Annotated in this window: 21 protein-coding genes; 8 read left to right on the forward strand and 13 right to left on the reverse strand. The window is 65.5% G+C overall.

Features of this window, described 5'->3' with window-relative positions:
* Positions 1-53: 53 nt before the first annotated feature.
* The 3 genes from lpxK to ISM_RS07270 are packed head-to-tail and all read right to left on the reverse strand — an operon-like array spanning position 54 to position 2,522.
* Positions 54-1,046 (reverse strand): tetraacyldisaccharide 4'-kinase, encoded by a 993-nt coding sequence (gene lpxK / locus ISM_RS07260; protein ID WP_009813486.1) that lies wholly within the window; start codon positions 1,044-1,046, stop codon positions 54-56.
* Positions 1,046-2,269, reverse strand: a complete 1,224-nt coding sequence (locus tag ISM_RS07265) for a 3-deoxy-D-manno-octulosonic acid transferase (RefSeq protein ID WP_009813487.1) — start codon at positions 2,267-2,269, stop codon at positions 1,046-1,048. Before ISM_RS07265 ends, lpxK begins: the two co-directional genes overlap by 1 nt.
* 10 nt (positions 2,270-2,279) lie before the next feature.
* Complete coding sequence (locus ISM_RS07270; protein ID WP_009813488.1) at positions 2,280-2,522, reverse strand: DUF4170 domain-containing protein; 243 nt, start codon at positions 2,520-2,522, stop codon at positions 2,280-2,282.
* A gap of 164 nt (positions 2,523-2,686) precedes the next feature.
* On the opposite strand from ISM_RS07270, the gene ISM_RS07275 reads away from it, so the two are divergent.
* Positions 2,687-3,427 (forward strand): glutamine amidotransferase, encoded by a 741-nt coding sequence (locus tag ISM_RS07275; RefSeq protein ID WP_040618375.1) that lies wholly within the window; start codon positions 2,687-2,689, stop codon positions 3,425-3,427.
* Between the two features lie 17 nt (positions 3,428-3,444).
* On the opposite strand, the gene ISM_RS07280 is transcribed toward ISM_RS07275, so the two are convergent.
* Positions 3,445-4,260, reverse strand: coding sequence for a LysR family transcriptional regulator (locus tag ISM_RS07280; protein WP_009813490.1), 816 nt, complete (start codon positions 4,258-4,260; stop codon positions 3,445-3,447).
* A 132-nt stretch (positions 4,261-4,392) separates the two neighbouring features.
* Here ISM_RS07280 and ISM_RS07285 point away from each other — a divergent pair, with 132 nt between their 5' ends.
* The 4 genes from ISM_RS07285 to ISM_RS07300 are packed head-to-tail and all read left to right on the forward strand — an operon-like array spanning position 4,393 to position 6,917.
* Positions 4,393-5,433 (forward strand): LLM class flavin-dependent oxidoreductase, encoded by a 1,041-nt coding sequence (locus ISM_RS07285; protein WP_009813491.1) that lies wholly within the window; start codon positions 4,393-4,395, stop codon positions 5,431-5,433.
* A complete protein-coding gene (locus ISM_RS07290) occupies positions 5,430-5,921 on the forward strand; it encodes a flavin reductase family protein (RefSeq protein ID WP_009813492.1) in 492 nt (163 codons plus the stop codon). The genes ISM_RS07285 and ISM_RS07290 overlap by 4 nt, the downstream gene beginning before the upstream one ends.
* Positions 5,922-5,925: 4 nt before the next feature.
* Complete coding sequence (locus ISM_RS07295) at positions 5,926-6,132, forward strand: tautomerase family protein (protein ID WP_009813493.1); 207 nt, start codon at positions 5,926-5,928, stop codon at positions 6,130-6,132.
* An 8-nt stretch (positions 6,133-6,140) separates the two neighbouring features.
* Entirely contained in the window at positions 6,141-6,917 is a 777-nt protein-coding gene (locus ISM_RS07300; RefSeq protein ID WP_009813494.1) for an alpha/beta fold hydrolase, read from the forward strand.
* Here the strand turns inward: ISM_RS07300 and ISM_RS07305 are convergent.
* The 6 genes from ISM_RS07305 to ISM_RS07330 form a co-directional block, all read right to left on the reverse strand.
* Positions 6,914-7,708 (reverse strand): metallophosphoesterase family protein, encoded by a 795-nt coding sequence (locus ISM_RS07305; RefSeq protein WP_009813495.1) that lies wholly within the window; start codon positions 7,706-7,708, stop codon positions 6,914-6,916. The two genes, ISM_RS07300 and ISM_RS07305, sit on opposite strands and share 4 nt — an antisense overlap.
* 118 nt (positions 7,709-7,826) lie before the next feature.
* Positions 7,827-9,218 carry a nidogen-like domain-containing protein gene (locus ISM_RS07310; RefSeq protein WP_009813496.1) on the reverse strand — a complete coding sequence of 464 codons (1,392 nt, stop codon included), beginning with the start codon at positions 9,216-9,218 and terminating at the stop codon, positions 7,827-7,829.
* Positions 9,219-9,342: 124 nt separating this feature from the next.
* Positions 9,343-10,824 (reverse strand): calcium-binding protein, encoded by a 1,482-nt coding sequence (locus ISM_RS07315; RefSeq protein WP_009813497.1) that lies wholly within the window; start codon positions 10,822-10,824, stop codon positions 9,343-9,345.
* A gap of 138 nt (positions 10,825-10,962) precedes the next feature.
* Positions 10,963-11,862, reverse strand: coding sequence for a glycosyltransferase (locus tag ISM_RS07320; protein ID WP_009813498.1), 900 nt, complete (start codon positions 11,860-11,862; stop codon positions 10,963-10,965).
* Positions 11,863-11,871: 9 nt separating this feature from the next.
* Positions 11,872-12,549: an ABC transporter ATP-binding protein gene (locus tag ISM_RS07325; RefSeq protein ID WP_009813499.1), complete on the reverse strand. Its 678-nt coding sequence runs from the start codon at positions 12,547-12,549 to the stop codon at positions 11,872-11,874.
* Positions 12,550-12,583: 34 nt separating this feature from the next.
* A complete protein-coding gene (locus tag ISM_RS07330) occupies positions 12,584-13,837 on the reverse strand; it encodes a KpsE/RkpR family capsule polysaccharide export protein (RefSeq protein WP_254655661.1) in 1,254 nt (417 codons plus the stop codon).
* An 84-nt stretch (positions 13,838-13,921) separates the two neighbouring features.
* Between ISM_RS07330 and ISM_RS07335 the strand changes: the two genes are divergently transcribed.
* The 3 genes from ISM_RS07335 to ISM_RS07345 all read left to right on the forward strand — a co-directional run bounded on the left by ISM_RS07335 (position 13,922) and on the right by ISM_RS07345 (position 18,068).
* Positions 13,922-14,692, forward strand: a complete 771-nt coding sequence (locus tag ISM_RS07335; RefSeq protein ID WP_009813501.1) for an ABC transporter permease — start codon at positions 13,922-13,924, stop codon at positions 14,690-14,692.
* A gap of 78 nt (positions 14,693-14,770) precedes the next feature.
* Entirely contained in the window at positions 14,771-17,044 is a 2,274-nt protein-coding gene (locus ISM_RS07340) for a glycoside hydrolase family 99-like domain-containing protein (protein WP_338053138.1), read from the forward strand.
* Positions 17,037-18,068, forward strand: a complete 1,032-nt coding sequence (locus tag ISM_RS07345) for a hypothetical protein (protein WP_156783333.1) — start codon at positions 17,037-17,039, stop codon at positions 18,066-18,068. Before ISM_RS07340 ends, ISM_RS07345 begins: the two co-directional genes overlap by 8 nt.
* Here the strand turns inward: ISM_RS07345 and ISM_RS07350 are convergent.
* From ISM_RS07350 to ribA, 3 genes are all read right to left on the reverse strand, one after another.
* Positions 18,049-19,800, reverse strand: a complete 1,752-nt coding sequence (locus ISM_RS07350; protein ID WP_009813504.1) for a DUF2793 domain-containing protein — start codon at positions 19,798-19,800, stop codon at positions 18,049-18,051. The genes ISM_RS07345 and ISM_RS07350 overlap by 20 nt on opposite strands.
* 128 nt (positions 19,801-19,928) lie before the next feature.
* On the reverse strand, positions 19,929-22,037 hold the full coding sequence (locus tag ISM_RS07355; RefSeq protein WP_040617936.1) for a polysaccharide biosynthesis tyrosine autokinase: 2,109 nt from the start codon (positions 22,035-22,037) through the stop codon (positions 19,929-19,931).
* Positions 22,038-22,188: 151 nt separating this feature from the next.
* Complete coding sequence (gene ribA, locus ISM_RS07360) at positions 22,189-23,280, reverse strand: GTP cyclohydrolase II (RefSeq protein WP_009813506.1); 1,092 nt, start codon at positions 23,278-23,280, stop codon at positions 22,189-22,191.
* Positions 23,281-23,445: the final 165 nt, after the last annotated feature.

Consider the following 23,445-nt stretch of genomic DNA (forward strand, 5'->3'; position numbering starts at 1 on the left):
TAGGGACGGGTTACGCCCGGATTTGGATTGGCGCAATGGCCAAAGTGTTACTGTTACAATCCGAGCCGGTCGAGGGCGGCAAGGAGCGGCGCGCTGTCGGCGATCTCGAGCCGCACGGGCAGGGTGATCACCTTTTGCCGGAACTCGCGCGGAAGGCGCACGGCGTCTTTTTCCGTGGTGACAAGCTGGGCGCCGAGCATCCGCGCCTCGCCTTCGAGCCGCGACATCAGCGCGGGCGTCAGCGGCTGGTGATCGGCGAGCGCCTCGGCCCGGACCAGATCGGCCCCGGCGGCGCGCAGCGTGTTGAAGAATTTCTCCGGGTTGCCGATCCCGGCAAAGGCGAGCGCCCGTGTGTCCGACCAATCCATCCCGGTCTGCAGCGGGGTGAGCGCGCCGGTGAGATGCGGCAGGGCGAGGACATGACCCCAGTCGTGGGCGAACTGCGCCTGCGCCTTTTGCGGCCCGATGGAGAGCAGAAGATCGGCGCGGGCGAGACCGGTCGTCACCGGTTCGCGCAGAGGCCCGGCGGGCAGGCAGCGGCCATTGCCGAAACCGCGCGTCGCATCGACCACGATGAGCGACAGATCCTTGGCGAGATCGGGGTTTTGAAACCCGTCATCCATCACGATGGCCTCGGCCCCGGCGGCGACGGCGGCGCGCGCCCCTTCGGCGCGGTCGCGGGCGACCCAGGTGGGGGCAAAGGCCGCGATCAAGAGCGGCTCGTCCCCGGTGTCCTCGGCGCTGTGGCCGCGTTCATCGACGGCGACCGGCCCGGTGAGCCGCCCGCCATGGCCGCGCGACACCACATGGGCGGTGATGCCTCGGGCGGTGAGCATCTGCACCAGCGCGATCACGGTCGGCGTCTTGCCGGTGCCGCCCGCGTTGAGATTGCCGACGCAGATCACCGGCACCGGCGCGCGGTAGGCGGCGGGACGGGCGACGCGCCGCGCGGTGGCGCGGGCATAGAGCGCGCCCAAGGGCGACAGGAGCCGCGCGGTGAGACCGGGGGCCTCGGGCGGATGGGTCCAGAAGCCCGGCGCGCGCATCAGACCGCCTCGAGCACGTCGAGCGTGTCCTGCACCAGATCGAGAATGCGGTCGGTGACCTCGGCCCCGAGCGAGGCCACGTCCCAGGCGGCATGGGCCATGGCGGCGGATTGATCCGGTGCGATGAGCCGTTTCAGCGCGGCGGCGAGCGTGTCCTCGTCGCGCACGATCCGCGCCGCGCCCGCCCCGGCATAGCGTTTGTAGGAGGTGAGGTAGCGGCTCACATTCGGGCCATAGAGAATGGCGGAGCCATGGGCGGCGGGTTCATTCGGGTCCTGGCCGCCATAGCCGGGCTTGAGCGAGCTGCACATCATCGACACCGACGCCAGCCGATACCAGAGCCCCATGTCGCCATGGGTGTCGCCAAGGAGGATCTGGGTGGTTTCCTCGGGGAGCGTGCCTTCGGACCAGCGGGTGAACTCGTAGCCCTCGGAGTGCAGACGGGCGGCGAATTCGGGCCCGTCGGCCTCTTTGTCGGGCACCAGGATCAGCAAGAGCCGGTGGGTCATCCGGCTCACCTGACGGTGGGCGGCGAGGATGATGTCGAGCTCTTCGGCCTGCGCCATGGCGGCGAGCCAGACCGGGCGGGTCTTGAGCAGGTCGGAGAGCTCTTGCCGCTCTTCCTCGTTGCAGGGCAGCGGCAGCGTGCCCTCCTGAAAGATGCCGGTGACGGCGATCTCCGTGTCGCGCACCCCGAGGCGGCGCAGCGCGGTCACGGTTTCAGTATTCTGCACGAGGATCATCGAAAAGCTGTTGAGCAGGGCGCGCGGCATGTCCGGGAACCAGCGCCAGCCGGGTTTGACGATGCCCTCTTCATTGGCGTCGACGAGAAACATCGGCAGATCGGCATTGGCGGCGCAATTCAGGATCGCCGGTTGCAGATCGCCGCCGGTCCAGAGGCAGAGCTCGGGCATCCAATGGTCGATGAAGGCCTCGCCATTGGCCACCGTATCCTCGGGCAGCACCTCGCGGATGAGGCAGGAGGCGGAGAGCGGGATATCGGCCATCGAGGCGGGCGTCGTCAGCAGGAGCGTGAGATCGGGGCGCATCTGGGCCAGCCGCGCCGCCAGTTGCACAAGCGCATGGGCGTGGTCGATATTGCTGGCGTGACCCCAGATCAATTCCCCCGCCGGCCGTTCGGCCTCGGTGGCATAGACCGGCTGGCCATTGCCGCGCCGGGTGAGCGCGAGATAGGCCGACAGGCTCAGGGATCGGGGCGCCATCGCGCGCGCCTTAGCCGAGTTCCTCGGTGGGCGAGGCGGGGGTGGTTTCATCCCGCAGCCGGTGCAGATGGGCGATGAAATAGCGCATATGGGCGTTGTCGACGGTGCGCTGGGCCTCGGATTTCCAGGCGTTATAGGCGGTCTCGTAATTCGGGAAGATGCCGACGATATGCAGGTCGTTCACATCCTTGAAAACGGTCTTGGTCGGGTCGGACAGCTCACCGCCGAAAACGAGGTGCAGGCGTTGTGTCATGGTCGTGATCCACTCATGGTTCTGGTCGTGTTTGAGGTCGCGCGCACCCTATTCCTTTGCGGGGCTGCGTCAAGCATGGCACGGTTGCGGGCGATTTCCCATTGGAACCCGGGGCCCATTCGGGGCATTTTGGATGGCATTCGACCCAGATCAGGACCGACCCGATGACCAAGCCCTTTCTCATCTTGCAGCTGCGCCCCGAAACCGAGGCGTCGGATGATGAGTTCGCGGCCTTTCTTGCCAAGGGCGGGCTGGAGCCGGGCGAGGTGCGGCGCATCCGGCTCGATCAGGAGGCGATCCCCGAGGATCTGACGCTCGACGATCTGAGCGGGGTGATCGTCGGTGGCGGCCCCGGCTGTGTGAGCGATGCGCCCGAGGAGAAAACGGCGCAGGAGGCGCGGATCGAGGCGGCGGTGCTGGGGCTGATGCCGCAGGTGACGGCGCGGGATTTTCCCTTTCTTGGCTGCTGCTATGGCATCGGTATCTTGGGCGCGCATCTCGGGGCCGAGGTCGGCAAGGGCCGCTATGGCGAGCCGGTGGGCACCGCCGATTGTCGGGTGACGGAGGCCGGGCAAGACGATCCGCTGCTCGATCAGGTGCCCGAGAGCTTTGCCGCCTTTGTCGGCCACAAGGAGGCGCTGCATGTGTTGCCCGAGGGCTGTACCCATCTGGTGGCCTCGGACAGCTGCCCCTATCAGATGGTGCGCCATGGGCAACATGTCTATGCGACCCAATTCCACCCCGAAGCCGATGGCGCGGGGTTCGAGACGCGGATCCGGATTTACCGCAACAAGGGCTATTTCCCGCCCGAGACGGCGGAGGATCTGATCGCCATGTGCCGCGCCGCTGAGGTGCGCGCGCCGGAGGTGATCTTGCGCAATTTCGTCAATCGCTACCGGCGTTAAGCCCCGATCGCTGCGCCCTAGCCTGTAAGCCATGGGAAGAGCTCGACGCTCGGTTTGCGCCAGCTGAGATGGGTCTGGCGCTGAAATTCGGGCGAGCCGGGGATCTCAAAGAGCGTGCGGCGGTCGAGATAGGGCCGGGCCAGCGCCTCGGGCAGATAGGCGGAGCCGCCATGGTCGATGAGCTGGGCGAGCGCCCGAGACGGGGTGTTGAAGCTCAGATTGGCGGTGTTGTCCTGTGGCCAGGCCTCGGTGTGGCGGGCGCGAAAGCCGGGGCCGTAATCGACAAAGACGTAATCCGGGTCCCAGTCGCAGGTGTCGCGCGGCTGGCTTGCCACCTGGATCAGCCGTTCACTGGCAAAGAGCCGCGTGCCGAGATCGCCGCCGCTCAGCGGTTCGGGCAAGAGCGCCGCATCCGACAGCCCGCTTTGCAGCCAGCGCGCGGCATCCGAGGCAAGGCCTGACCAGATTTCAAACGCGGTGCCGGGATGGGCGGCGCGCAGATCGGCGACCCAAGGTGCCGCCAGCCCTTGCCAGAGACCGGGGCCCACGACCAGCGAGCAGAGCCGCGACATGCCGCGCGGCAGGCTGACGCGGGCGCGCGCCACCTCCCAGCTTTGCCAGATCAGTTCTGCCTGTTTGAGAAAGGCAAACCCGGCCTTGGTCAGTTCGGCCCCTTTGCGCGAGCGGATGAGAACCCGCGCGCCAAGCTGCGCCTCGAGCGCGTCGAGACGGGCCGTCACCGCCGATTGCGTCACGTTGAGCTCTTCGGCGGCGCGGTTGAGATTGCCGCAGCGATACACGGCAAGGAAGGTCTGAATTGCGGCGATGTTCATGGGATATAGATGCAAGATTTTTGAATTATTGCATAGAATAAATCCGTTATCCGAATGCAAAATTCTGTGCCAGAGTGACCGGGACAGAGCCGCAAGACCGCGCATTCAGACAGAGCACTCGGGGGACGACCCATGAAATTCAGCATTCAGCTTTCGGCGGATTACCCGGACAAGAGCTATGGCGGCGACCGGGTCTATGCCGATATGCTCGAGCAGGCGGTGCTTGCCGATCGGCTGGGGTTCGATGCGGTGTCGGTGACGGAACACCACCTGATCAACAGCCTGATGATGCCTGCGCCGCTCACCTTTGCGACCAAGATCGCGGCGATGACCGAGCGCGTCAAAATCATGACCTCGGTGGTGGTGCTGCCGCTGCATGACATGCGGGTTTACGCGGGCGAAGTGGTGGTGGCGGATATTTTCACCGAAGGGCGGCTCATGCTTGGGGTGGGGCGCGGCGCCTTTGCCTATGAGATGGACCGGATGGGCGTGCCGATGGCCGAGACCCGCGCCCGGTTCGACGAATCCCTCGATGTGCTGCAGGCGCTGTTGAGCCGCGAAGAGGTGTCCTGGGATGGCGAGTATTACCAGTTCGAGCCGATCACCATCATGCCGCGCCCGGTGCGTGACATTCAGATGATGATGGCGGTGCTCAACCCCGAGGGCATTTACCATTGCACGAAACGCGGCTTTCACATCCAGACGACGCCGCTCTCGGGCGATGCCCAATTGCTGCGCGATCAGGTGTCGGGATTCACCCGCGCCCGCGACGAGATGGGCGAGGCCGGGGCGCATCTCACGCTCACCCTGTCGCGGGTCGGGCAGGTGGCGCGCAGTGCGGATGAGGCGCGGCGCAAGCTCGAGGCGGCGCATCGCTATTACGGGCGGTTCGACAATGTCTTTACCGGGCCGGGCGAGGTTAGCCATGGCATGATCCGCGAGCTGCCCTGCAAGACGCCCATCGCAGAATTGGGCGAGGCGCTCATTATCTGTAGCCCGCAGGAAATGGTCGATAAACTCGGCCCTTATGCCGAAATGGGGGTCGATCGGGTGATCCTGAACCCCAATTTCGGGCTTGAGGCCCGTGAAGCACTGGACACGATAGCCTGTTTCGCCGAAGAAGTGATGCCTCATTTCACCACGGGCGAAACAGGAGCGCAGGCAGCAGAATGAGCGATCATCGACAGAATTTCATCGACGCCATGCGGCAGGTCGCCTCGACCGTGACCGTTGTGACCACCGATGGCCCGGCGGGCCAGATGGGGGCCACCGTCAGCGCCTTCAGCTCGCTTTCGGCCGATCCGCCTTCGGTTCTGGTCTGTCTCAAGGCGGATTCGCGGATTGCCCAGGCGGTGCGCGACAATGGCACGTTTTGCGTCAATATCCTGTCGGAAGGGGCGGTCGAGATTGCCCAGCGCTTTGCCGGGGCGTTTGACCGCGACAATCCCGACCGGTTTGACGGGCTCGACGTGAATATCACCGAGTTCGGCCCGACCCTGCCGCGCGCGACCTCGTTCACCTGCACCCTGCGGCACCGCCATGTGCATGGCAGCCATGCCATCTGCATCGGCGATGTGACCGGAATTTCCAACGCGGGCGAAAAGCCCCTGACCTATCTGAGCGGCGCCTTTCATATCGTGCGCCCGCAATCCGAGGAGTGACCCAATGCCGATGATCCGTGTCGAAATGTACAAGGGCCGCACGCCCGAGCAGAAACGCGCGCTCGCCAAGGAATTGACCGAGGCCTTTGTCCGCGCCGGGGGCAGCACGCCGGACTCCGTGCAGATCGTCTTTACCGATGTCGATCAGGGCGATTGGGCCAATGGCGGGGTTCTCGCCTCGGACCGGGCCGCCGCCCCGGCCAAAGCGTAAGCCGTCCCATGGCGACGCCGGTTGACTGCGCCTATTCGGTCGAAGGGGCGGGGCCGCCGCTTTTCCTCATCCATGGGATCGGCGCGGCGCGCAACACCTGGGCCAAGGCCCTGCCGGTGCTGCTGCCGCATTTCACCGTGATTACCTATGATCTGCGCGGCCATGGCGCGTCGCCGCGATCCGAGGGGGTGTTTGGCCTCGACGAGCTGGTGGCCGATCTCGAACGGCTGCGCGAGCGGACCGGGTTCGAGCAGGCGCATTTTGCCGGGCATTCGCTCGGCGGGATGATCGGCCCGGCCTATGCGCATCGCTATCCCGACCGGGTGCTGTCGCTCGGCCTGCTGTCGACCGCGGCGTTTCGCACCGAGGATGACGGCGCCAAGGTGCGGGCCGTGGTGCAGGCGATGCGCGACAAGGGGATCGCGCAGGTGCTCGGCACGCTGACCGACCGCTGGTTCACCGATGCGTTCATCGAGCGCCATGCCGATGTGGTCGAAGCGCGGCTCAAGCAGGTGGTCGCGACCGATCCTGAGGTGTTTCTCAACGTGTTCGACATCTATGCGACCACGGAAATGGCGCCCTGGCTGCATGAGGTCACCGCGCCGTCGCTGGTGCTCACTGGAGAGAATGACGGCGGCTGCAACCCGCGGCTCAACCGGGCCATCCACGCGGCGCTGCCCCGGTCCGAGCTGGTGATCCTCGACGGCTATAAACATTCGCTGTTGCTGGAGGCGGGCGATGTGGTCGCCGGCCATATCAAGCGGTTTATCGAGGGGCTGGGTTAGAGGCTGAACTCGCAGCTGCCGGGGCTGATCAGCGCGGCGGTCAACCGGCCGCTGTGATAGGCGCCGGTGTCGATGGAAATCCGCGTGTCGCCCAGCGTCGGTTCGGCCATGATCGTGTGGCCATGCACGACCGTCTGACCATCGGCGCGCGGGGTGGTCAGGAAATCGCGATGCCCCCACAGCAGGGTGCGGCGGTTCTGGGCCTCCGGCGGTTTGGACGGGTCCATCGCGGCATGGACACAGTGGATATTGCCATTCGACCAGATCAGCGGCAGATCGCGCAGCCAGGCCTCGAGCCCGTCGGGCAGCGCCGCCTCAAAGGCGTCGGCGGCATCGGCGGCGTCATCGGCGGTGACCTGCCCCGGCGGCAGGGTGATGCCATAGCTCGCCAGCGTTTCGCGGCCGCCATTGACCAGCCAGCGCAGCCCCTTGCCCGCCGGGTCGTCGATAAATTCGAGCAGCATTTTCTCATGATTGCCCATCAGGCAGATCACGGTGTCGGGGCTGGCGCTCTGCCAGGCGAAAAGCTGTTCCAGAACCTGGGCCGATTGCGGGCCACGGTCGGCGTAATCGCCGAGAAACACCACCTCGATCGCCTCGCCAAGCTCGGCGCGCACTGTTGTGTAATGCCGCTGCATGAGGTCGAAACAGCCGTGGATATCGCCGATCGCCACGAAGGGCCGCTCTGGGGCGAGCCGTGTTTCGACACGCGGCTCCGGGGCCACGCGCCCCTGTGGCCGGGACGGGGCGGAGCGACCCGACACCAGCGATTTCAACCGTTTCAGCACCATCTTTTCGTCTCTTTCACATGGCGCGATAGGACCCGATCCTCTCGGACCCGAACGCGCCGCAACAGCCACCCATAACCGTGGCGTCTGTTACGCGGGATCGGTGCCCAAGTCCATATCCTCAGCCCATGAGGTCAAAGACATTGCCCGCGATCCGGATGTTGATCTGATCCTGTGCCGCGCCATCGACCAGCGCCCAGATGATCTGATCCGTGGGCAGGTAGATGACAAAGGCCTCGGCCACGCCGGAGGTGCCGGCATTGGGGGTTTCGGCGAAATTCACCTGAAAATTCTGTGGTGAATCCGGCCCGCCGCCCCAGAGCAGACTGTCGCCTTCGGTGCTCGTGTAATCCTGAATCCAGTCCGATCCATGGTCGGGAATGCCCAGATGATAGAAGCGATCCGCCCCCGTCCCGCCATTGACCCGATCCGAGCCAAAGCCACCATTGATGAAATCATTGCCCTCGCCGCCATAGATCAGATCGGACCAGGCCGAGCCGGTGATCACATCATCGCCGAGCTGGCCCAAAAGCTCGTCCGCGCCGGCGCCGCCTTCGATACTGTCATTGTCATTGCCGCCATAGACGATGTCATTGCCCGCGCCGCCATAGATCCGGTCATGGCCATTGCCGCCGTAGATCACATCGCTGATGTCAGCGTCGGTGGTGCCGCCATAGATCACGTCATTGCCGTCGCCGCCGTTGAGCGTATCGCCGCCATCGCCGCCAAAGAGCCAGTCATGCCCGTCATGACCGCGCAGGATGTCCGGCCCGTCGCGGCCGCGCAGGAGATCATTGCCCGCCCCGCCGGTGAGCACATCGCCCGTCGCGCCACCTTCGAGCACCGCGCCGGTGACCGGCACCGCGCCTGGCAGCGCCCCGTCGCGCATCTCGAACTGCCAGGTGACAGCCTGGCCGGTGTTGCCGAGGCTTTCGTGCAAGAGCGCCGGATCGCTGCCGATCAGCAGCGGCAGGGGCAGACGCAGCCCGGCGATCTGGGCGCTGGCCCCGGCGTCGCCCTCGGCGGTGCCATAGGTCCATTCGATCCGCTCATAGCGAAAGCTGATGTCGAAATCGCCGCCGCCCCGATCCGTCAGCGTGACCTGGAAGAGATTGGTGTCATCCGCCTGCCGCCGGTAAGAGCCGACGCTGTCCCAGGTGATCGTCACCCGGTCGAGCGCGCTGTCGATATCGACCCAGATCTGCCCGCTCTCGGCGCCTTCGCCGTCGATCCGCGTGTCGACATCGGCCCAGAAGGGCGCGATCACATCCTGCGCCAGCGGGCCGGTCGTCTCGGTCCGGTAGCCGTCGAGCGGGCCGCCAAAGCTCAGCGCGCCATTGGTGTTGACCCAAAGCGCCGTGCCCGCATGGCTGCGCCCGAAGATATGGAACCCGGCGTCGAAGACCGCGCTCAGATCCAGTTGAAAACTGTCGTCATCGCCGCGCGCCAGCGCCGTTTCGCCAAAGCCCTGCGGCCCGCCCAGCCCGCGCAACACCTGTCCTGTCTGTGGCATGACACACCCCCATTCACCCGTTTCCCGGATGGCAGGATAGCAAGCGCGAATTTACATCCGTTCAAGAAATCCGCCGCAATTTGAACGGTCTGGCCTGTCACGCCGGGCTGTCAAACCCCGCCGGTCAGAAGATGAAATCGCCGCTGCTGAAATCCGTGCTGTAGAGCTGCGCCCCGCCATCGTCATAGAGCCGTGCGGCAAAGTCGCCATAGCGCAGTTCGGCCCCGTAGGAGCGGCTGATGATGGTCAGCGCGTCGAGCGATTGCACGCCCCAGCGGCTGATGTCGATCCGGTCCTCGCCGAGGTTGAAATCGAGCACCCGGTCGACCGGCAGATCATCGTCGAGGCAGAAGATATCGGCCCCCGCGCCGCCGGTCATCCGGTCATAGCCGGCACCGCCCATCAGCACGTCGTCGCCCGCGCCGCCGAACAGCTGATCATCGCCCGCGCCGCCCCAGATCAGGTCTTGTCGGGCGCTGCCGGTCAGGCTGTTGGCCGCCGCCGTGCCGATCATCGGCGCGGCAATATCGGCGCTGTCGAGCGTGGCGAGGGTCAGCCCCGGCTGACCCGCCGCGATCACCTGCACCTCGGTGCCGAGGGTCACGGTGGTCAGCGCGGTGAGGTTGGAGAGCGCCCCGCCCGGCGTGTTGAGCAGGCTGCCATGCGCGAGGAGCTGATAATCGGGGAGGATTTCCATCAAGCCGATGCCATCGTCGCCGCCCCCGGTCAGCACAAAGCCCCGGTCGCCTATGGAGAGGGTCGCCAGCGCGTCGATTCGCGAAAACCTTGTGGCGAGGCTGTCGATCACGTGATCCTCGAGATAGAGCACCCCCATCGGGTTGACCCGCATCAGGCTCAGCGTGGAAGAGCCGGTCGCACCGACGACGGCAAATTCGGTGCCATGGGCCGACACGCTGGCGATGCTGTCGAGCCCCGAGACATAGAGCCCGTCCTTGATCCCGAAACTGTCGATCAGCGTGGCGCTGCCATCGGCGGCGATGTGAAAGCTGCTGATCGCGTTGTCCTGCGCCGAGGCGGTGAGCAGGAAGGGCGTGCCATCGACCGTGATCGTAGCGATATCGCTCACGTTGCCGAGGGCGACCTTGGCGTGATCCGTGACGCTGTCGCGCAGCGCGGGCTGTCCCGAGGCCTGCCATTCATAGATCTGCATCCCGGGCGCGTCGCGGGTGCCGGTGATCAGGAAATCGCGCGCGCCGATGGTGATCGTGGCGATCTGGGTCACCGGGGCGGCGAGGGCGGAGATGGCCTGTGTCTGACCGCTGAGCGCGCCGGTGCTGCCGATGTCGAAACTGTTGATCTGCTGGGTGTGGACGCGGCTCGCGAGGAGCTCTGCGCCGCTGCCATCGCCGATGAGGGCGAGATCGCTGACCCGGAACACCGAGCCATTGCCCGAGAGCTCGACCGTGGTGGGAGAGCCGAGCCCGCTGCCCTGCGAGAGGGCGAAGCGGGTGATCGTGCCGGTGGCCTGCGATCCGGCGTAAAGCCAAGTGGCGCTGCCCTCGGACTGGCCGAGAAGCGCCTCGACCCCGCTCAGGTAGAACGGGTCTTCGCTGAGATAGGTGTTGCGGAATGTAAGTGCGACCATGATGCCCCCAACGGTCTGATAGGTTTGTCGGGGGAGTGGACCCTGTCATCGCGGCATCAGCGGCGAAAGATTGTGGCCAAGCCATGACGATTGATTAGACTTGTAACCGCCTGCGGGGGGGCGGTGGCGGTTTGGCGGTCAGAGAAGCCGCAGCCGCGCGGCGGTGCAGAGCGCCGCCTGTTGGGCGCGGCTCTGCCGGCGGATGCCGAGCGCCTCGGGATGCCAGCCGCCCTGATGGAGCCCGATCGAGAAGCGCTGCAAGAGCGCCTGCGCCTCGGGGTCAAGGAGGTCGCGCACCCGCCAGAGCGCCTGCGTCTGCGCCCGAAGCCACATCCCATAACGGCCGCCGAGAAGATAGCGCAGCCGGCGGAGGCAGGCCGCCGTCCCATGCGCCGCGCCGAGCGTATTGGCCCCGTGCTGGCGATAGAGGACCGAGGCGCCGTCCTGACAGAGCACGGCCCCGGCGGCGCCCGTGGTCAGCGCGTAGATCCACCAATCGGGAAAGGGCGGCATCAGATCGGCGGGGGGCAGGGCGAGGCGGACCAGCTCTGTGGCGCGCGAAGAGAGCATCGTCGCATTGGCGGGGGCAATGTTCTGCACCAGCGCATTGGCAAAGCCGGGGCGCGGGTGATGCGCCAGTTGCCGGCGTCGTCGCAGCTGCGGATCGGTGACGATGCGCCCGGTCACATGCAGCGCCGGATGGGCCAGCCTTTCGAGTGCGCGGTGACCTTGGGCGATGCGGTCCGGCAGCCAGACATCGTCCTGATCGCTGAACCCAATGATGCCCTTGGGCGCGGCACGCAGCAGGCAATGGATGTTCTGGGCATAGCCGCGCCCTGGCCCGCGCAGCACGGTGACGTGAAACGGGGCCATGCGGGCAAAGCGGTGCAGGATCTCGAGGCTGTCATCCTCGGACCCGTCATCCGAGACGATGAGTCGGGTGGGCCGATGGCTCTGCCGGGCGAGGCTCTGGAGCTGGTCCCAGAGATGCGCCTGACCGTTGAGAACCAGCATGAGCAGGGTGATCTCCTCGCGCATCGGCCCCCGCTATCGCAGCCAGGGCGGCAGCTGGCCGCGCATCAGGTGATCGTGATGTTCGATGGCCCGCGCCACCCGCGCATAGTAGAAAAGCCGCCCGTTTTCGAGCACCGCCCCCGAGGTGCAGAGCCGCGCCAGAAGATCGGTCGAATGCGACACGACGATGGCGCTCGCCCGTGTGAGCCGGTCGCGCAAAATCGCCTCGCTCTTGCGGCGAAAGGCGGCGTCGCCGACCGATGTCACCTCGTCGATGAGATAGGTGTCGAACGGTACGGCCATCGAGATGGCAAAGCCGAGCCGCGCCCGCATCCCGGCGGAATAGCTCCGCACGGGGAGGTGAAAATGCGCGCCGAGATTGGTGAAATCGGCAACGAATCGCGTCATTTCATCGGTATCGACCCCATAAACCCGGGCGACAAATCGCGCGTTTTCGAGCCCCGAGAGATCGGGGTGAAAACTGCCCTGAAAGCCGACGGGCCAGGACACGCTGCCCCGGCGCAGGATGCGTCCCTGATCGGGGCGGGAAATGCCGGAGATGAGCTGTAACAGGCTCGATTTTCCGGCGCCATTGCGCCCAAGAAGGGCCATCGCCTGCCCGGTGGGAAAGCGAAAGCAGAGATCGCGGGCGACGCATTTCTGCACGCCGCGGCTCTTGTGGGTTTTCCAGACATGGCTCAGCAGGATCACCGCTGCCCTCCTAGTTCGCCCCACGCCGCGCCGCTCATGCCCGGTCCCGCAGGCTATAGGCACCGAGCACCATCACCGACCACAAGAGCAGCGCCCCGGCGGCCACCGCCAGGAGCCACATGATCCGGTCCGGATAGAGCGCCCGTTCGGGCCGCGTCGGCTGGCTGAAGGTGGCGAGATAGCGCATCTGCCGGTCGCTTTCGGCGCGCGCGGTCTCATAGCTCGCCAGGCTGAGAACATAGGCCTCCTGCGCCACATCCACATCGACCTTGAGCCGCTCAAACTCGCCCATCAGCCGCGCATAATTGCGATCCCCGGCGGCGTCGCCGAATTTGCGCCGCTCGCTGGCGATCCGGTCGCGGATGACCTCGATGCGCCGCTGGCTCTGGGTGATCCGGGCATCGGTGATCTCGCCCTTGCGGGTGGCCTTGCCGCCCTGACCCGTGGTCGCCTGCAACATGTCGAGCGTCACCAGCTCTTCGGCGAGGCTTTGCTGCAGCCGCTGGATGACCCCCATTTCGCCCTCGAGATCGGCCAGCGGATCGACGATGCGATGGGTGGCGCGATAGCCGGTGAGCGCCTGCCGCGCCGTGCCGAGCCTTTCCTCGGCGCGGCTCAGCTCGCGGCGCGCATGCGACAGCCTGTCCTCGCGCGCGATGGCGCTCAGCCGGTTGATGAGCGCGGCGCAGGCCGCCTCGATCTGTTGCGCGAGGGCGAGCGCATCGCCCGCGTCAAAGGCGCGGGCCTCGACCGTGAGAATGCCGGGCCCCGCGTCATAGTCGACATGCACCATGCGCGCCCAATAGCGGGTCAGGTCCTCGATCGAACCCTCGGGATCGAAGGCAAAGACCGGATCGCGCACGGGACCGGACCAGACCGACCGGAGATCGAGCGCGGCATCCACCTGTGCCACGAGATCGGGCGCGCGGAGATATTGAAAGAGGATGTCACTGTCTGGCGAGGCGCTTCCGGTGAGCGCCGAAAGCCCCGGCATCGCCTGCAGCAGCCCGCCAGTCGATTCGGCCTCGCTATGGATGGTGAAGGCGAAGCTGGCGGCATATTGATCCGCCGCCCGCTGATAGAGATACCAGCCCGCGATGCCGGTCTGCCCCAGCACCAGGCACAGAAAGCTCAGCAGCACGAGCAGATGCCGCCGCCGCGCCCGCGCCGGGCGGGCCGGGGCGAGCTGTCCTTCGACCAGACTGCCGGGTGGCACCAGCGCCGGAAATTCCGGCCGCGCATCGGGTTTGGGCACGGTGCTGGCGCGCCGCATCAGGGAATGTGACATGGGCCCGGTCCTTTGGCCGCTAAGGGTTTCTTCATCCCCAAGGGCTAAACCGGAAACCTCAAGATTTGCCTAACCGGAGACCACATGACTGCCCTTGTCGCGGGCCGCGCCACGCTGGCCCTTATCCTGCGCGAAATGTCGACGAGCTATGGCCGCACGCCCGGCGGCTATCTCTGGGCCGTGGCCGAACCGGTGGCGGCGGTGGCGCTGTTGACCGTGGTGTTCGCGTTGGCCTTTGACCACCCGCCCATTGGGCGCGATTTCGCGCTGTTTTATGCGAGCGGCTATCTGCCCTTCGCCTATTACAGCGATCTGGTGCAGAAAATCGGCGTGGCGCTGCGGTTTTCGCGGCCCCTCATGGCCTATCCAAAGGTGAGCTGGTGGGACGCGCTCATGGCGCGGTTCCTGCTCAATTCGCTGACCAATCTCGTGGTGATCGGGCTGGTGCTCGGCGCGATTGTCGCCCTGTCCCGCACGCCGCTGCGGCCCGACGCGGGCGCGCTTGCGGCGGGCTTGGGGCTGGCGGCGGCGCTGGGGGCGGGGCTTGGCGTTCTCAACGCCTTTTTATTCGAGGCCTTCCCGATCTGGGAACGGGCCTGGGCGATCCTCAACCGGCCGCTTTTCATCCTCTCGGGTGTGTTGTTTTTGCCCGATGCGGTGCCGCGCCCCTATGATGATTGGATCTGGCTCAACCCGCTGGTGCATGTGATCGCGCAGATGCGGGCGGGGCTCTATTCCGGCTATGCGCCGGACGCCCTGTCGCCTGGATATGTGCTTGGGATCGCGGCGCTTTCTCTGCTGTTGGGATTGCTGCTCTTGCGCCGCCACGCGCGGCAATTGCTCGACCGGTTCTAGGGAAAAGGACGCGCTTTCAGTGTTGGTTAACCGCTCTGACCTAGCATGGGGCGAGTTCGGAGGATTGCGAGGTTGACGATGGGACGATTCGAGATGTGGCGCAGACGTATCGGCAAGGCGCTGCGCCTGATGTTCCCGCCCCGGCCCCTGCGCCGCTATGCCCGCCTGATCGCCAAACGCGGGGCGTTCGACGTCCGATTCTATCGCCGCGAACATAAGGATCTGCATTGGTCCTGCCGGCTCTGGGCGCGTCATCACTATGTCACCTGGGGCGAGAAGATGGGGCTTCGGCCCCGGGCCGATTTCGCGCCCGAAGAGTATCTGCGGCTCAACCCGGATGTGGCGGGCTCGGGCATCCCGCCCTTGATGCATTATCTGACCTCTGGTCAGGGCGAGGGGCGCAGCGGGCAACCGCGCTATGCCACGCGACCGCTGCCCAGCTGTCCCCTACCGCGATTGCGCTTTGATCCGGGCCGGCCCAAGGCGCGGTTCGCGCTGCATGCCCATATTTACTATCCCGATCTCTGGCCCGAGTTTGCCACCCGGTTTGACGAGATCGGCGACGGGATCGACCTCTATATCACGCTGACCTGGCGCGGCGAGGAAACCCGCTGGCTCGCCGATGAGATCACCGAACGCTTTCCCCGCGCCTTTGTCACGCCGGTGCCGAACCGGGGCCGCGACATCCTGCCGTTTCTGCTCTTGGCCAATGCCGGGGCCTTTGATGGTTATGACGCGCTGTGCAAGATCCATACCAAGAAATCGCCGCATCGCGACGATGGCGATCAATGGCGCAGGCATCTGATCGATGGCGTGCTGCCCGCCACCGGGTTGCAAGAAAGGCTGCAGCACTTCCTTGCCGATGACGCGGCCGCCTTCTGGGTCGCCGATGGGCAGGCCTATGCGGCGCGTGATTGGTGGGGCATCAACCGGGACAAGACCGCCGCCGTGCTGCGCCGGGTCGAGCTCGATCCGCTGCTCGATGCGCTGCGTTTTCCGGCCGGGTCGATCTATTGGATGAAGCCCTTGATGCTCGGCATGATCAAGGCGCTCGACCTCGATGCGCCGATGTTCGAACCCGAGAAAGGCCAAGTCGACGGCACGCTCGCCCATGCGGTCGAACGCGCCATCGGGGGGCTGGCCCTCGCCGCCGGGCAGGAGATTCGCGAAACCGCCGCTTTGATGCGCCCGCGCCGTGCGGGTCACAGTGGCGCCCCCGCCCTGCGCGCGCCGAGCTTTGTCTCGGCCTTCTACTTGCCGCAGTTTCATCCGATCGCCGAGAATGACGCCTGGTGGGGCCCGGGCTTTACCGAATGGCGCGGTGTGGTCGATGCGGCCTCGGCCTTTCCCGGCCATCTGCAGCCCCTGCGCCCGGCCGATCTCGGCTATTACGACCTGCGCGCCACCGAGGTCATGGGCGATCAGGCGGCTCTCGCGCGGGGCGCCGGGATCGATGCCTTTTGCGTCTATCACTATTGGTTCGGTGGGCGGCGCGTGCTGGAACAGCCGCTCGACCGGTTGCTCGCGCGCCCCGAGATCGATTTTCCCTTCTACCTCTGCTGGGCCAATGAAAGCTGGCGGCGCAATTGGGACGGGCTGAGCGGCGAGGTGCTGCTCGATCAGAGCTATGCGCCGGGGTTTGAGGCCGCACTCGTGGCCTCGACCCTGCCTTATATGCGCGACCCCCGCTATCAGCGGCCCGATGGCCGCCGCCCGCGCTTTGTCATCTACCGCCCCGAGGACATGCCCGCGCCGGAACAGAATATCGCCCGCATGCGCCGCGCCTGGGCCGAGGCGGGGATCGGCCCGGTCGAGCTTGGCGCGGTGTCCTTTCACGTGGCGGGCAAGAACGCGGTCGATCCGACCCTGTTCGATTTCTGGGTCGAAATGCCGCCGCATGGGCTCGTCAAAGGCGAGGATTTCCTCTTTGGCGGCAGCGCGGGCAATCGGATGGGCGCCGCGGCCCCGGCCCCGGGCTTTGCCGGGCTCATCTATGATTACCGCGCCATCGCCGCGCGCAGCCTGACGCCACAGTACCGTGACAGGTTGCCGCCCAACACCATCGCCGGAATCATGCCGAGCTGGGACAACACCGCCCGGCGCGGCCCCCGCGCCCATATCGCCCATGGTGCCACCCCGGCGAGCTTTCGCAACTGGTTGCGCGGGCTTTGTGGCGGCCCGCTGAGCCAGAGCTATCGCGGGGAGCTTTTCATCAACGCCTGGAACGAATGGGCGGAAAAAGCGATGCTCGAACCGAGCACGCGCTTTGGCAGGCTCTATCTCGATGTGCTCTCGGAAACCACTGCCTTGCGCGAGCAGCACCATGACGACCGGACGAGCGCTCATGGCTAGGCTCGTCCTCCATATCGGCACTCATAAAACCGGGACGACCTGGGTGCAGGACTGCCTTGCCGTCGCCCGCGCCGCCTTGGCGCAGGCGCAGGTGATCTATCCCGATCTGTCACCCCATAGCGGCCATCACGGCTTTCTGACCGACTGGATTGCGCTGCCCGCCGCCTATGCCACGCCCAGTGGGGGACGCGCCGGGCTCGCGCAGCTTGCGCGGCAATGGCGCGACAGCGAGGCCACTATTATGCTCTCGAGCGAAGAGCTGTCCCGGGCCGGCGGTCCCGGCGGATATGCCGACCTCGACGCGTTGCGCAGCCTCTTTGCAGGCTACGACATTCTCGTGCTCTGCGTGCTCCGCGATCAGCTGTCCTTCCTGCAATCGGTCTATGCGGAGATTGCCCGCGCCCGGCTGCCACCGCGCCCGCCCGATCTGGTCGGCGAAGCGGTAGAGACCGGGATGGTGGATGGTGTGTTCTGCGACTATGGCAGGCTCTACGACCGCCTCCGGCAGAGCTTTGCCGCGGATGAGATACGTCTGCTGGATTATCACGCCGCCTGCAACGCACCGGGCGGGGTGCTGGCGAGCCTCATGCGCTATGTCGCGCCGGGCCTCGCGCCGGATATTTACCTGCCCCATTCGCCGGTGGGTCAGGCCAATGTTTCGCCCCGGGCATTGACGATCTGGGCCGCGCTGGCGGTGGCGGGCAGCGCCCTGCCGGACGCCAGGCTGCGGGCGGCGGCCAACACGGCGTTCGATCTGGAATACGCTCCCACCCGCCGGGCCACGATCTTTACCCGCGCCGAACACCGTACCTTGGCAGGGCGGTTCGACCCCGCCAACGAAGCGCTTTGCGACCGGGTCCGCCGACTGCAACCGGGGTTTTCGCTCACATCCTTTGCCCCCGCGCCCGATCTTCTCTGGCGCGAGGACCTCGGCCCCGCCTATTGGGTGCGGCTGGCCCGGCGGCTCTGGCTCGATCCCGAGCGAGCCGCCGAACCCCCGCCGCTTACAGCGGCGCAAGGCTGAGCGCGGCGGGCACGAGGCTGATCTCCCCGGTGCTCACATCCCCCTGCGGCGCATGGAGCGTCCAAGAGCCAGCCAATTCCCCGCTCGTCACCGGCGCTGCGTGGCAGAGATCGTCGGGCCGCACCGACAGCCCGGCAAACCAGATGGCATGGGAGGCCCCGGTATCGGGATGCCCGGCATAGCCGCCCACCCGATTGGTATAATTGGCCAGCCAGAAAAGCCGCGCAAAGGCCGTGCCGGGCGCAAAATTGTTTTTTACATTCTGCCCGGACCGATCGACGCCGCCGATGTAATTCTGCGCCGCGTACCACCGATCCACCTCGGGCGCATAGGTCTTTTCCAACAGCGCATATTTATAGGCGCTGCCGCTCGAGGAATTCGCGATCACCGTGCCCACCGGCCAGACGCCGCCCGCGTCATCGGGATTGCCAAGACTGGCTGGCAGCGGCGCCTTGAGCGTGATGATATGATTGGTTTTGTCTACGCCCGTGAGCTCAAACAGATCGAACGCCGCCAGCCGGGTGTAATCCTCATAGAGATAGCCCGCCGAATTCCGGTAGCCAAAGATCGTGATCCCCCGTCGATAGGTCTCGCTATAGCTGTCGTTCCACCCAGTTGAATCGCTCAGATGCACCGCGGTATCACCGGGGGCCAGCGGTGCCGCCAAAGTGGTCCGGCTGTCCACTCCGGCCTGCTTGTGTCGCATGTGATGCATGGCCTGAATCGCAAGCCCGTCGCTGTCGAGACACATGATCCCGAGATACTGCCCGTGCCGCTCGCCATAGGTATAGCCAGACCAATCCCCGGCCAGCCCTTGCTGTCGCAGGTAACACCCCATGCGATAACAGCGGTTGGGATCGACCGCGAGCGCCTCATCGGTGATGAGCGTTGCCGAATAATGCCCTTCATACCGAAAGCTCCCGGGCAGGTTGGGCGAGACCACCGGGTCAAAGGTGAATTGCGTCGGGAAATTGTAGCTATTTCCCAAAAGCCCCGTGCCATTGGTCACCAGATCGAGCCCGCGCGACGCCACATAGGCGGTGTTGGCGAGATCACCGCCGCCAAAGGCATCGGGCACGAGCCCGGTCACACCCGACGGAAAGCTCACCGCGCCGGTCGTGGCCTCGGCCCGCAGCGCGGTGTTGAAGGCAGCGCCATCGCCGCTCACCTTGATTTCGAAATCATCGCCCCCCGGCGTCCCCATCTCGGCCCGGCCCGACCAGCCGGTCTGAAACAAAAGGCTCGCCGTATCCGACGCGCCGGCCTTGTTGAGCTTGAGCTGATGCCCGGCCCCGGCATGGGTGAGCAAAGTCGCCTGCGACGCCACGGCAAGCCGGTTCATGTCATCGGCGCTGGTATTGACGCCAAGATGGGTGAGATCCTGCAGGGCGGCGATGCCCGGCCCCCAGTCGCTGCCGTCAAAGACCTCTTGCCGCGCGCTGTCCTCGACCCAGGCGATCCAGCCCGGATTGGGCGCGTAAAACGCCCATCCCGTTTCCTCAAACACCGCAAGCGCACCCTCCTGGCCCGCCCAATCGCCACTGGCGCCCGCAGGCACGATATAGCGCTGCCCCGGTTCGGGCAGGGCGGGCGGCGTGGTCACACTGGCGCTACTCACCGCGAGCTGCACGACCGCATCGAGCTGCCGCAGCGCCTCGTTATGGGTCACATGTTTTTGCGCCTGCGATGGCTGAATATAGGGCAGTGAAAGATTGTCGGACCGGTCGGACATGAAGGCTCTCCCAAAGACAAAGTCCGGGAGAGCATTCGGGAAATCCTTTTCAAAACCTTTACGGCACCGGACGCAGCCCCGGAGAGAGCCTCGGGATCGGGCCCAAACGCCGCCCGATCCGCCTCTGATCAGCTGTTGTAATAGGCCTGATAGGCGCCATAGCTGTCGCCATAACCATAGCGTTTCATGCCGCGCTGATCGATCTGGCTGAGCACGAGACCGGTCACCTTGAGATTGACATTGGCGAGGCTCTTGAGCCCGTCATTGACCTGGCGATGGGTCGTGCTGTCCCATTTCACGGTGTAGAGGATCGCATCCACATGCTGCCCGATCACCCGCGCATCCGGCACCGCCAGAACCGGCGGCGTGTCGATGATCACATAATCATAGGCGTCGCGCAGCGTGCCGAGGAACTGGGCAAACGTGTCCGAGGAAAACAGATCCGCCGCGTTCACCTTGGAGGTCTCGCCCAGCAGGATATCCGCCTGCAGCTGCTCGTTGAAAGTCACCGCGCTCTGCAAGCTTGCCTCGCCCGCCAGCACCGACAGAAAGCCGGGCTTGTCGTGAATGTCGAAATATTCGCTGAACACGCGGCGGCGGATGTCGCCCTCGACCAGCAGCACTTTCTTGCCCAGCCCCGACAGGTTCTGCGCCAGTGAAATCGATTGCGTTGTCTTGCCTTCGCCGGGGATCGACGAGGTCGACATGATCACCCGTGGCGGCATGTCGATATTCGCGAGCAAGAGCGAGGTCCGCAGGTTGCGCACCGCCTCGGCCGCCGCCGAATTGGGCTTATCGGTGAGATATTGCAGCACATTGGCGCGGTTGCGGCTCGGGATCGTCGGGATCTGGCCGATCACGGTAAGCCCGGTGTTCCGCTCGAGCGCTTCGGCCACGCGATAGGTGTTCTGCGACATCTCGCGGATGAGCACCGCAGCGCCGCCGACCATCGCCCCAAGGATGAGCGACAGCGCGAGGATCATGGATTTCTTCGGCGCGGAGGGCGACAGCGGCACCACCGCCTGCGACAGGATGCGGCTGTCGGCCTGCTGAATGCCCTGCTGCACCGTGGTCTCCTTGAGGCGGCTCAGGAATGCCTCGTAGATGAGCCCATTGGCCTGCGCCTCGCGCTCAAGCTGCTGCAGCCGCACCAGCTCCGAGGATTGCGTCTCGATCCGCTCGGTCAGCTCGGCAATCGAGGTGTCGACCGCCTCGAACTGTGCCTCGAGCCGCAGAACCTCCTGCTGCGCCCGGGTGAGAAGCACCGCATATTGCGTCTCGAAACTCTCCGCCGCGCCCTCGACACCGTTCTGAATATCTTCGGCCAGACGCGCGAGGCTCGGATCATTCGCCCGCTGCGCCTTTTCCTCGGGGCTGAGCCCTTCGACCGTCTCGAGGTTCACCACCGCGGCCTTTTGCGCCGCAATCGCCTCGGTCAGGTTCGACTTGCGGTCGCGCAGATCCTTGAGCTGCCGGTTCAGCGCGAACAGGCCCTCGGGGCTGATCAGATCGGTGCTGCTGCTGAAAGATTTGAGCTCGGTCTCGGCATTCTCAAGGTCGAGCCGCAGCGTGCTCACCTGATCGCTGAGCCATTCGGTCGCCTGCGCGGTCTTCTCGAATTTCACCGAAATCTGGTCACGGATATAGGCCTCGGCCACCGTGTTGGCGATCAGGGCCGATTTGCGCGGCGCCTCCGTCGTCACCGTGATCCGGAACACATAGCTGTTGCGAATGTTGCTGATCGCCACCTTGTCCGACAGCACATCGATCACCGAATCGAGCGCCCGGCGCTCCGCCACCTCTTCATCGCTGCCGCTGCGCAACACCGACAAGAGCGCGCCCAGCGAAAACATCGACCGTTCCCGCAACGCGGCGTTGAACTCGGGGTCATTGGTCAGGTCGAGCCGCTCGACCACCTGTTCCAAGAGCCCGCGCGAGCGCAGAACTTCGACCTCGGTGTTGATGGTGGATTGATCGCCGCCAAGCCCGGTGACCACGCTTTCGATATCGACCACCTGATCCTGACGGCTCTCGAGCGCGACGGTCGCCGAAGAGGTATAGGTCGGCACCGCGCTGACAAAGGCGTAATAGCCCCCCAGAAGCAGCGCCACCGCCATCGCAATCGCGATCCAGAGCTTGCCCCGCCACAACGTGCCGAGAAGTTGGCCAAGATCGATTTCCTCGGCGCCGCGCGACAACAGGTTACGGGAAGACTCGGACTGCGAAATTTCGGCCATGGGTTCACTCGGTAAGGTTAGTGTCGTGCCTGCTTTTTCACACTCGAAAGGTGAAAGCAATTGTAACGTCCACCGCTTTGGCGGCCTGCCGCGCGCGGCGTTGCCGTTTTATGACATGTGCCCAAGGAGGTCGCGCTCCGATCCATTGGGATCAGAGCATATGCCGCGATTTCTGCGCCTTCGTGGCGAGATAGGCCCGGTTATGATCGTTCTCGCCAAGCTTGAGAGGCACCCGTTCTGCCACGGTGATGCCCATCTGCTCCATCATCTCGATCTTGCCGGGATTGTTGGTCATCAGCCGCACGCTCGAAAATCCGAGCTGCCGTAGAATGCTCGACCCGATGCGAAAATCGCGCTCGTCATCCTCGAAACCCAGCCGGTGATTGGCCTCCACCGTGTCGAACCCCTGATCCTGCAGCGCATAGGCCCGCATCTTGTTGGCGAGCCCGATGCCGCGCCCCTCTTGATTGAGATAGAGCAGCACCCCGGCCCCCTCGGACCCCATCTGCGCCAGCGCCCCGCGCAGTTGCGGCCCGCAATCGCATTTGAGCGAGCCGATCACATCGCCGGTGAAACAGGCCGAATGCAGCCGCGCCAGCACCGGTTTGTCACGGTCCGGGCGGCCAATCTCGACCGCGTAATGCTCTTCGCTGCCATCCTCGGGGCGAAACACATGCAGCCGTCCCGCCGTCGACACTTCCATCGGCAGCCGCGCGCTCGCCACCGGATCCATGGCCGAGGCCTGGGTCATCCGCAGGATTGCATCCGAGGCCGGAACCACGGTGAGAAAATTCTCGGCCGCGAGCCGCGCCGCGTGCTCGGTCTCGATCACGATGGCGGCGGGCAGGATGCGCGCCGATTTGGTCAGCGCCACCGCCAGCCGATGCAGATCGGCAGAGCCCTCGCGCAGCGTGTGAAACGGGCCTTTCATCGGTGTCGCCAGATCATCCGCCGGATCGGCCAGCGCCTGCAGCCAGACCATATCGGCCCGTTTCGGCAGACAGATCCGCGCGATATCTCCATCATAGGCCCGCGCCTTGATCGTCTCGGCCCGCCGCGCGGTGATCGCCACGCCAATCGTGCCCTCGAGCGCCCGCAAATCCGCCAGCCGCGCATCGCTCGCCGATTCCACCGCCAGCGCCAGCGCGCTGCCCGCCTCACCGATGAGGGCAATCGGCACCCCCATCCGCAGATCGGCACGGGCGCGGGCGAGGGTCTCGGAAATATCGGGGCGGAGGCTCATGGGCTATCCTGTAGGTCTCGTCATCATCTGAGGCAGCGATACGCTATCGCTCGGCAGAATGAAACAAAACACGCTTAGGTTACACTTGCCCGTGAACTCTTTGTAGCAGAACTTGCTCCCGGCGGGGGCTGGTCCCATCTGTGGTGTAACGGATGCGGCCCGCGC

The organism is Roseovarius nubinhibens ISM (genome assembly GCF_000152625.1).
Lineage (GTDB): Bacteria > Pseudomonadota > Alphaproteobacteria > Rhodobacterales > Rhodobacteraceae > Roseovarius > Roseovarius nubinhibens.

What these genes read in the sequence shown, in the direction of transcription:
- lpxK (WP_009813486.1), bottom strand. Translation starts at nt 1,046, where the DNA reads ATGCGCGCGCCGGGCTTCTGGACCCATCCGCCCGAGGCCCCCGGTCTC.
- ISM_RS07265 (WP_009813487.1), bottom strand. Translation starts at nt 2,269, where the DNA reads ATGGCGCCCCGATCCCTGAGCCTGTCGGCCTATCTCGCGCTCACCCGG.
- ISM_RS07270 (WP_009813488.1), bottom strand. Translation starts at nt 2,522, where the DNA reads ATGACACAACGCCTGCACCTCGTTTTCGGCGGTGAGCTGTCCGACCCG.
- ISM_RS07275 (WP_040618375.1), top strand. Translation starts at nt 2,687, where the DNA reads ATGACCAAGCCCTTTCTCATCTTGCAGCTGCGCCCCGAAACCGAGGCG.
- ISM_RS07280 (WP_009813490.1), bottom strand. Translation starts at nt 4,260, where the DNA reads ATGAACATCGCCGCAATTCAGACCTTCCTTGCCGTGTATCGCTGCGGC.
- ISM_RS07285 (WP_009813491.1), top strand. Translation starts at nt 4,393, where the DNA reads ATGAAATTCAGCATTCAGCTTTCGGCGGATTACCCGGACAAGAGCTAT.
- ISM_RS07290 (WP_009813492.1), top strand. Translation starts at nt 5,430, where the DNA reads ATGAGCGATCATCGACAGAATTTCATCGACGCCATGCGGCAGGTCGCC.
- ISM_RS07295 (WP_009813493.1), top strand. Translation starts at nt 5,926, where the DNA reads ATGCCGATGATCCGTGTCGAAATGTACAAGGGCCGCACGCCCGAGCAG.
- ISM_RS07300 (WP_009813494.1), top strand. Translation starts at nt 6,141, where the DNA reads ATGGCGACGCCGGTTGACTGCGCCTATTCGGTCGAAGGGGCGGGGCCG.
- ISM_RS07305 (WP_009813495.1), bottom strand. Translation starts at nt 7,708, where the DNA reads ATGGTGCTGAAACGGTTGAAATCGCTGGTGTCGGGTCGCTCCGCCCCG.
- ISM_RS07310 (WP_009813496.1), bottom strand. Translation starts at nt 9,218, where the DNA reads ATGCCACAGACAGGACAGGTGTTGCGCGGGCTGGGCGGGCCGCAGGGC.
- ISM_RS07315 (WP_009813497.1), bottom strand. Translation starts at nt 10,824, where the DNA reads ATGGTCGCACTTACATTCCGCAACACCTATCTCAGCGAAGACCCGTTC.
- ISM_RS07320 (WP_009813498.1), bottom strand. Translation starts at nt 11,862, where the DNA reads ATGCGCGAGGAGATCACCCTGCTCATGCTGGTTCTCAACGGTCAGGCG.
- ISM_RS07330 (WP_254655661.1), bottom strand. Translation starts at nt 13,837, where the DNA reads ATGTCACATTCCCTGATGCGGCGCGCCAGCACCGTGCCCAAACCCGAT.
- ISM_RS07335 (WP_009813501.1), top strand. Translation starts at nt 13,922, where the DNA reads ATGACTGCCCTTGTCGCGGGCCGCGCCACGCTGGCCCTTATCCTGCGC.
- ISM_RS07340 (WP_338053138.1), top strand. Translation starts at nt 14,771, where the DNA reads ATGGGACGATTCGAGATGTGGCGCAGACGTATCGGCAAGGCGCTGCGC.
- ISM_RS07345 (WP_156783333.1), top strand. Translation starts at nt 17,037, where the DNA reads ATGGCTAGGCTCGTCCTCCATATCGGCACTCATAAAACCGGGACGACC.
- ISM_RS07350 (WP_009813504.1), bottom strand. Translation starts at nt 19,800, where the DNA reads ATGTCCGACCGGTCCGACAATCTTTCACTGCCCTATATTCAGCCATCG.
- ISM_RS07355 (WP_040617936.1), bottom strand. Translation starts at nt 22,037, where the DNA reads ATGGCCGAAATTTCGCAGTCCGAGTCTTCCCGTAACCTGTTGTCGCGC.
- ribA (WP_009813506.1), bottom strand. Translation starts at nt 23,280, where the DNA reads ATGAGCCTCCGCCCCGATATTTCCGAGACCCTCGCCCGCGCCCGTGCC.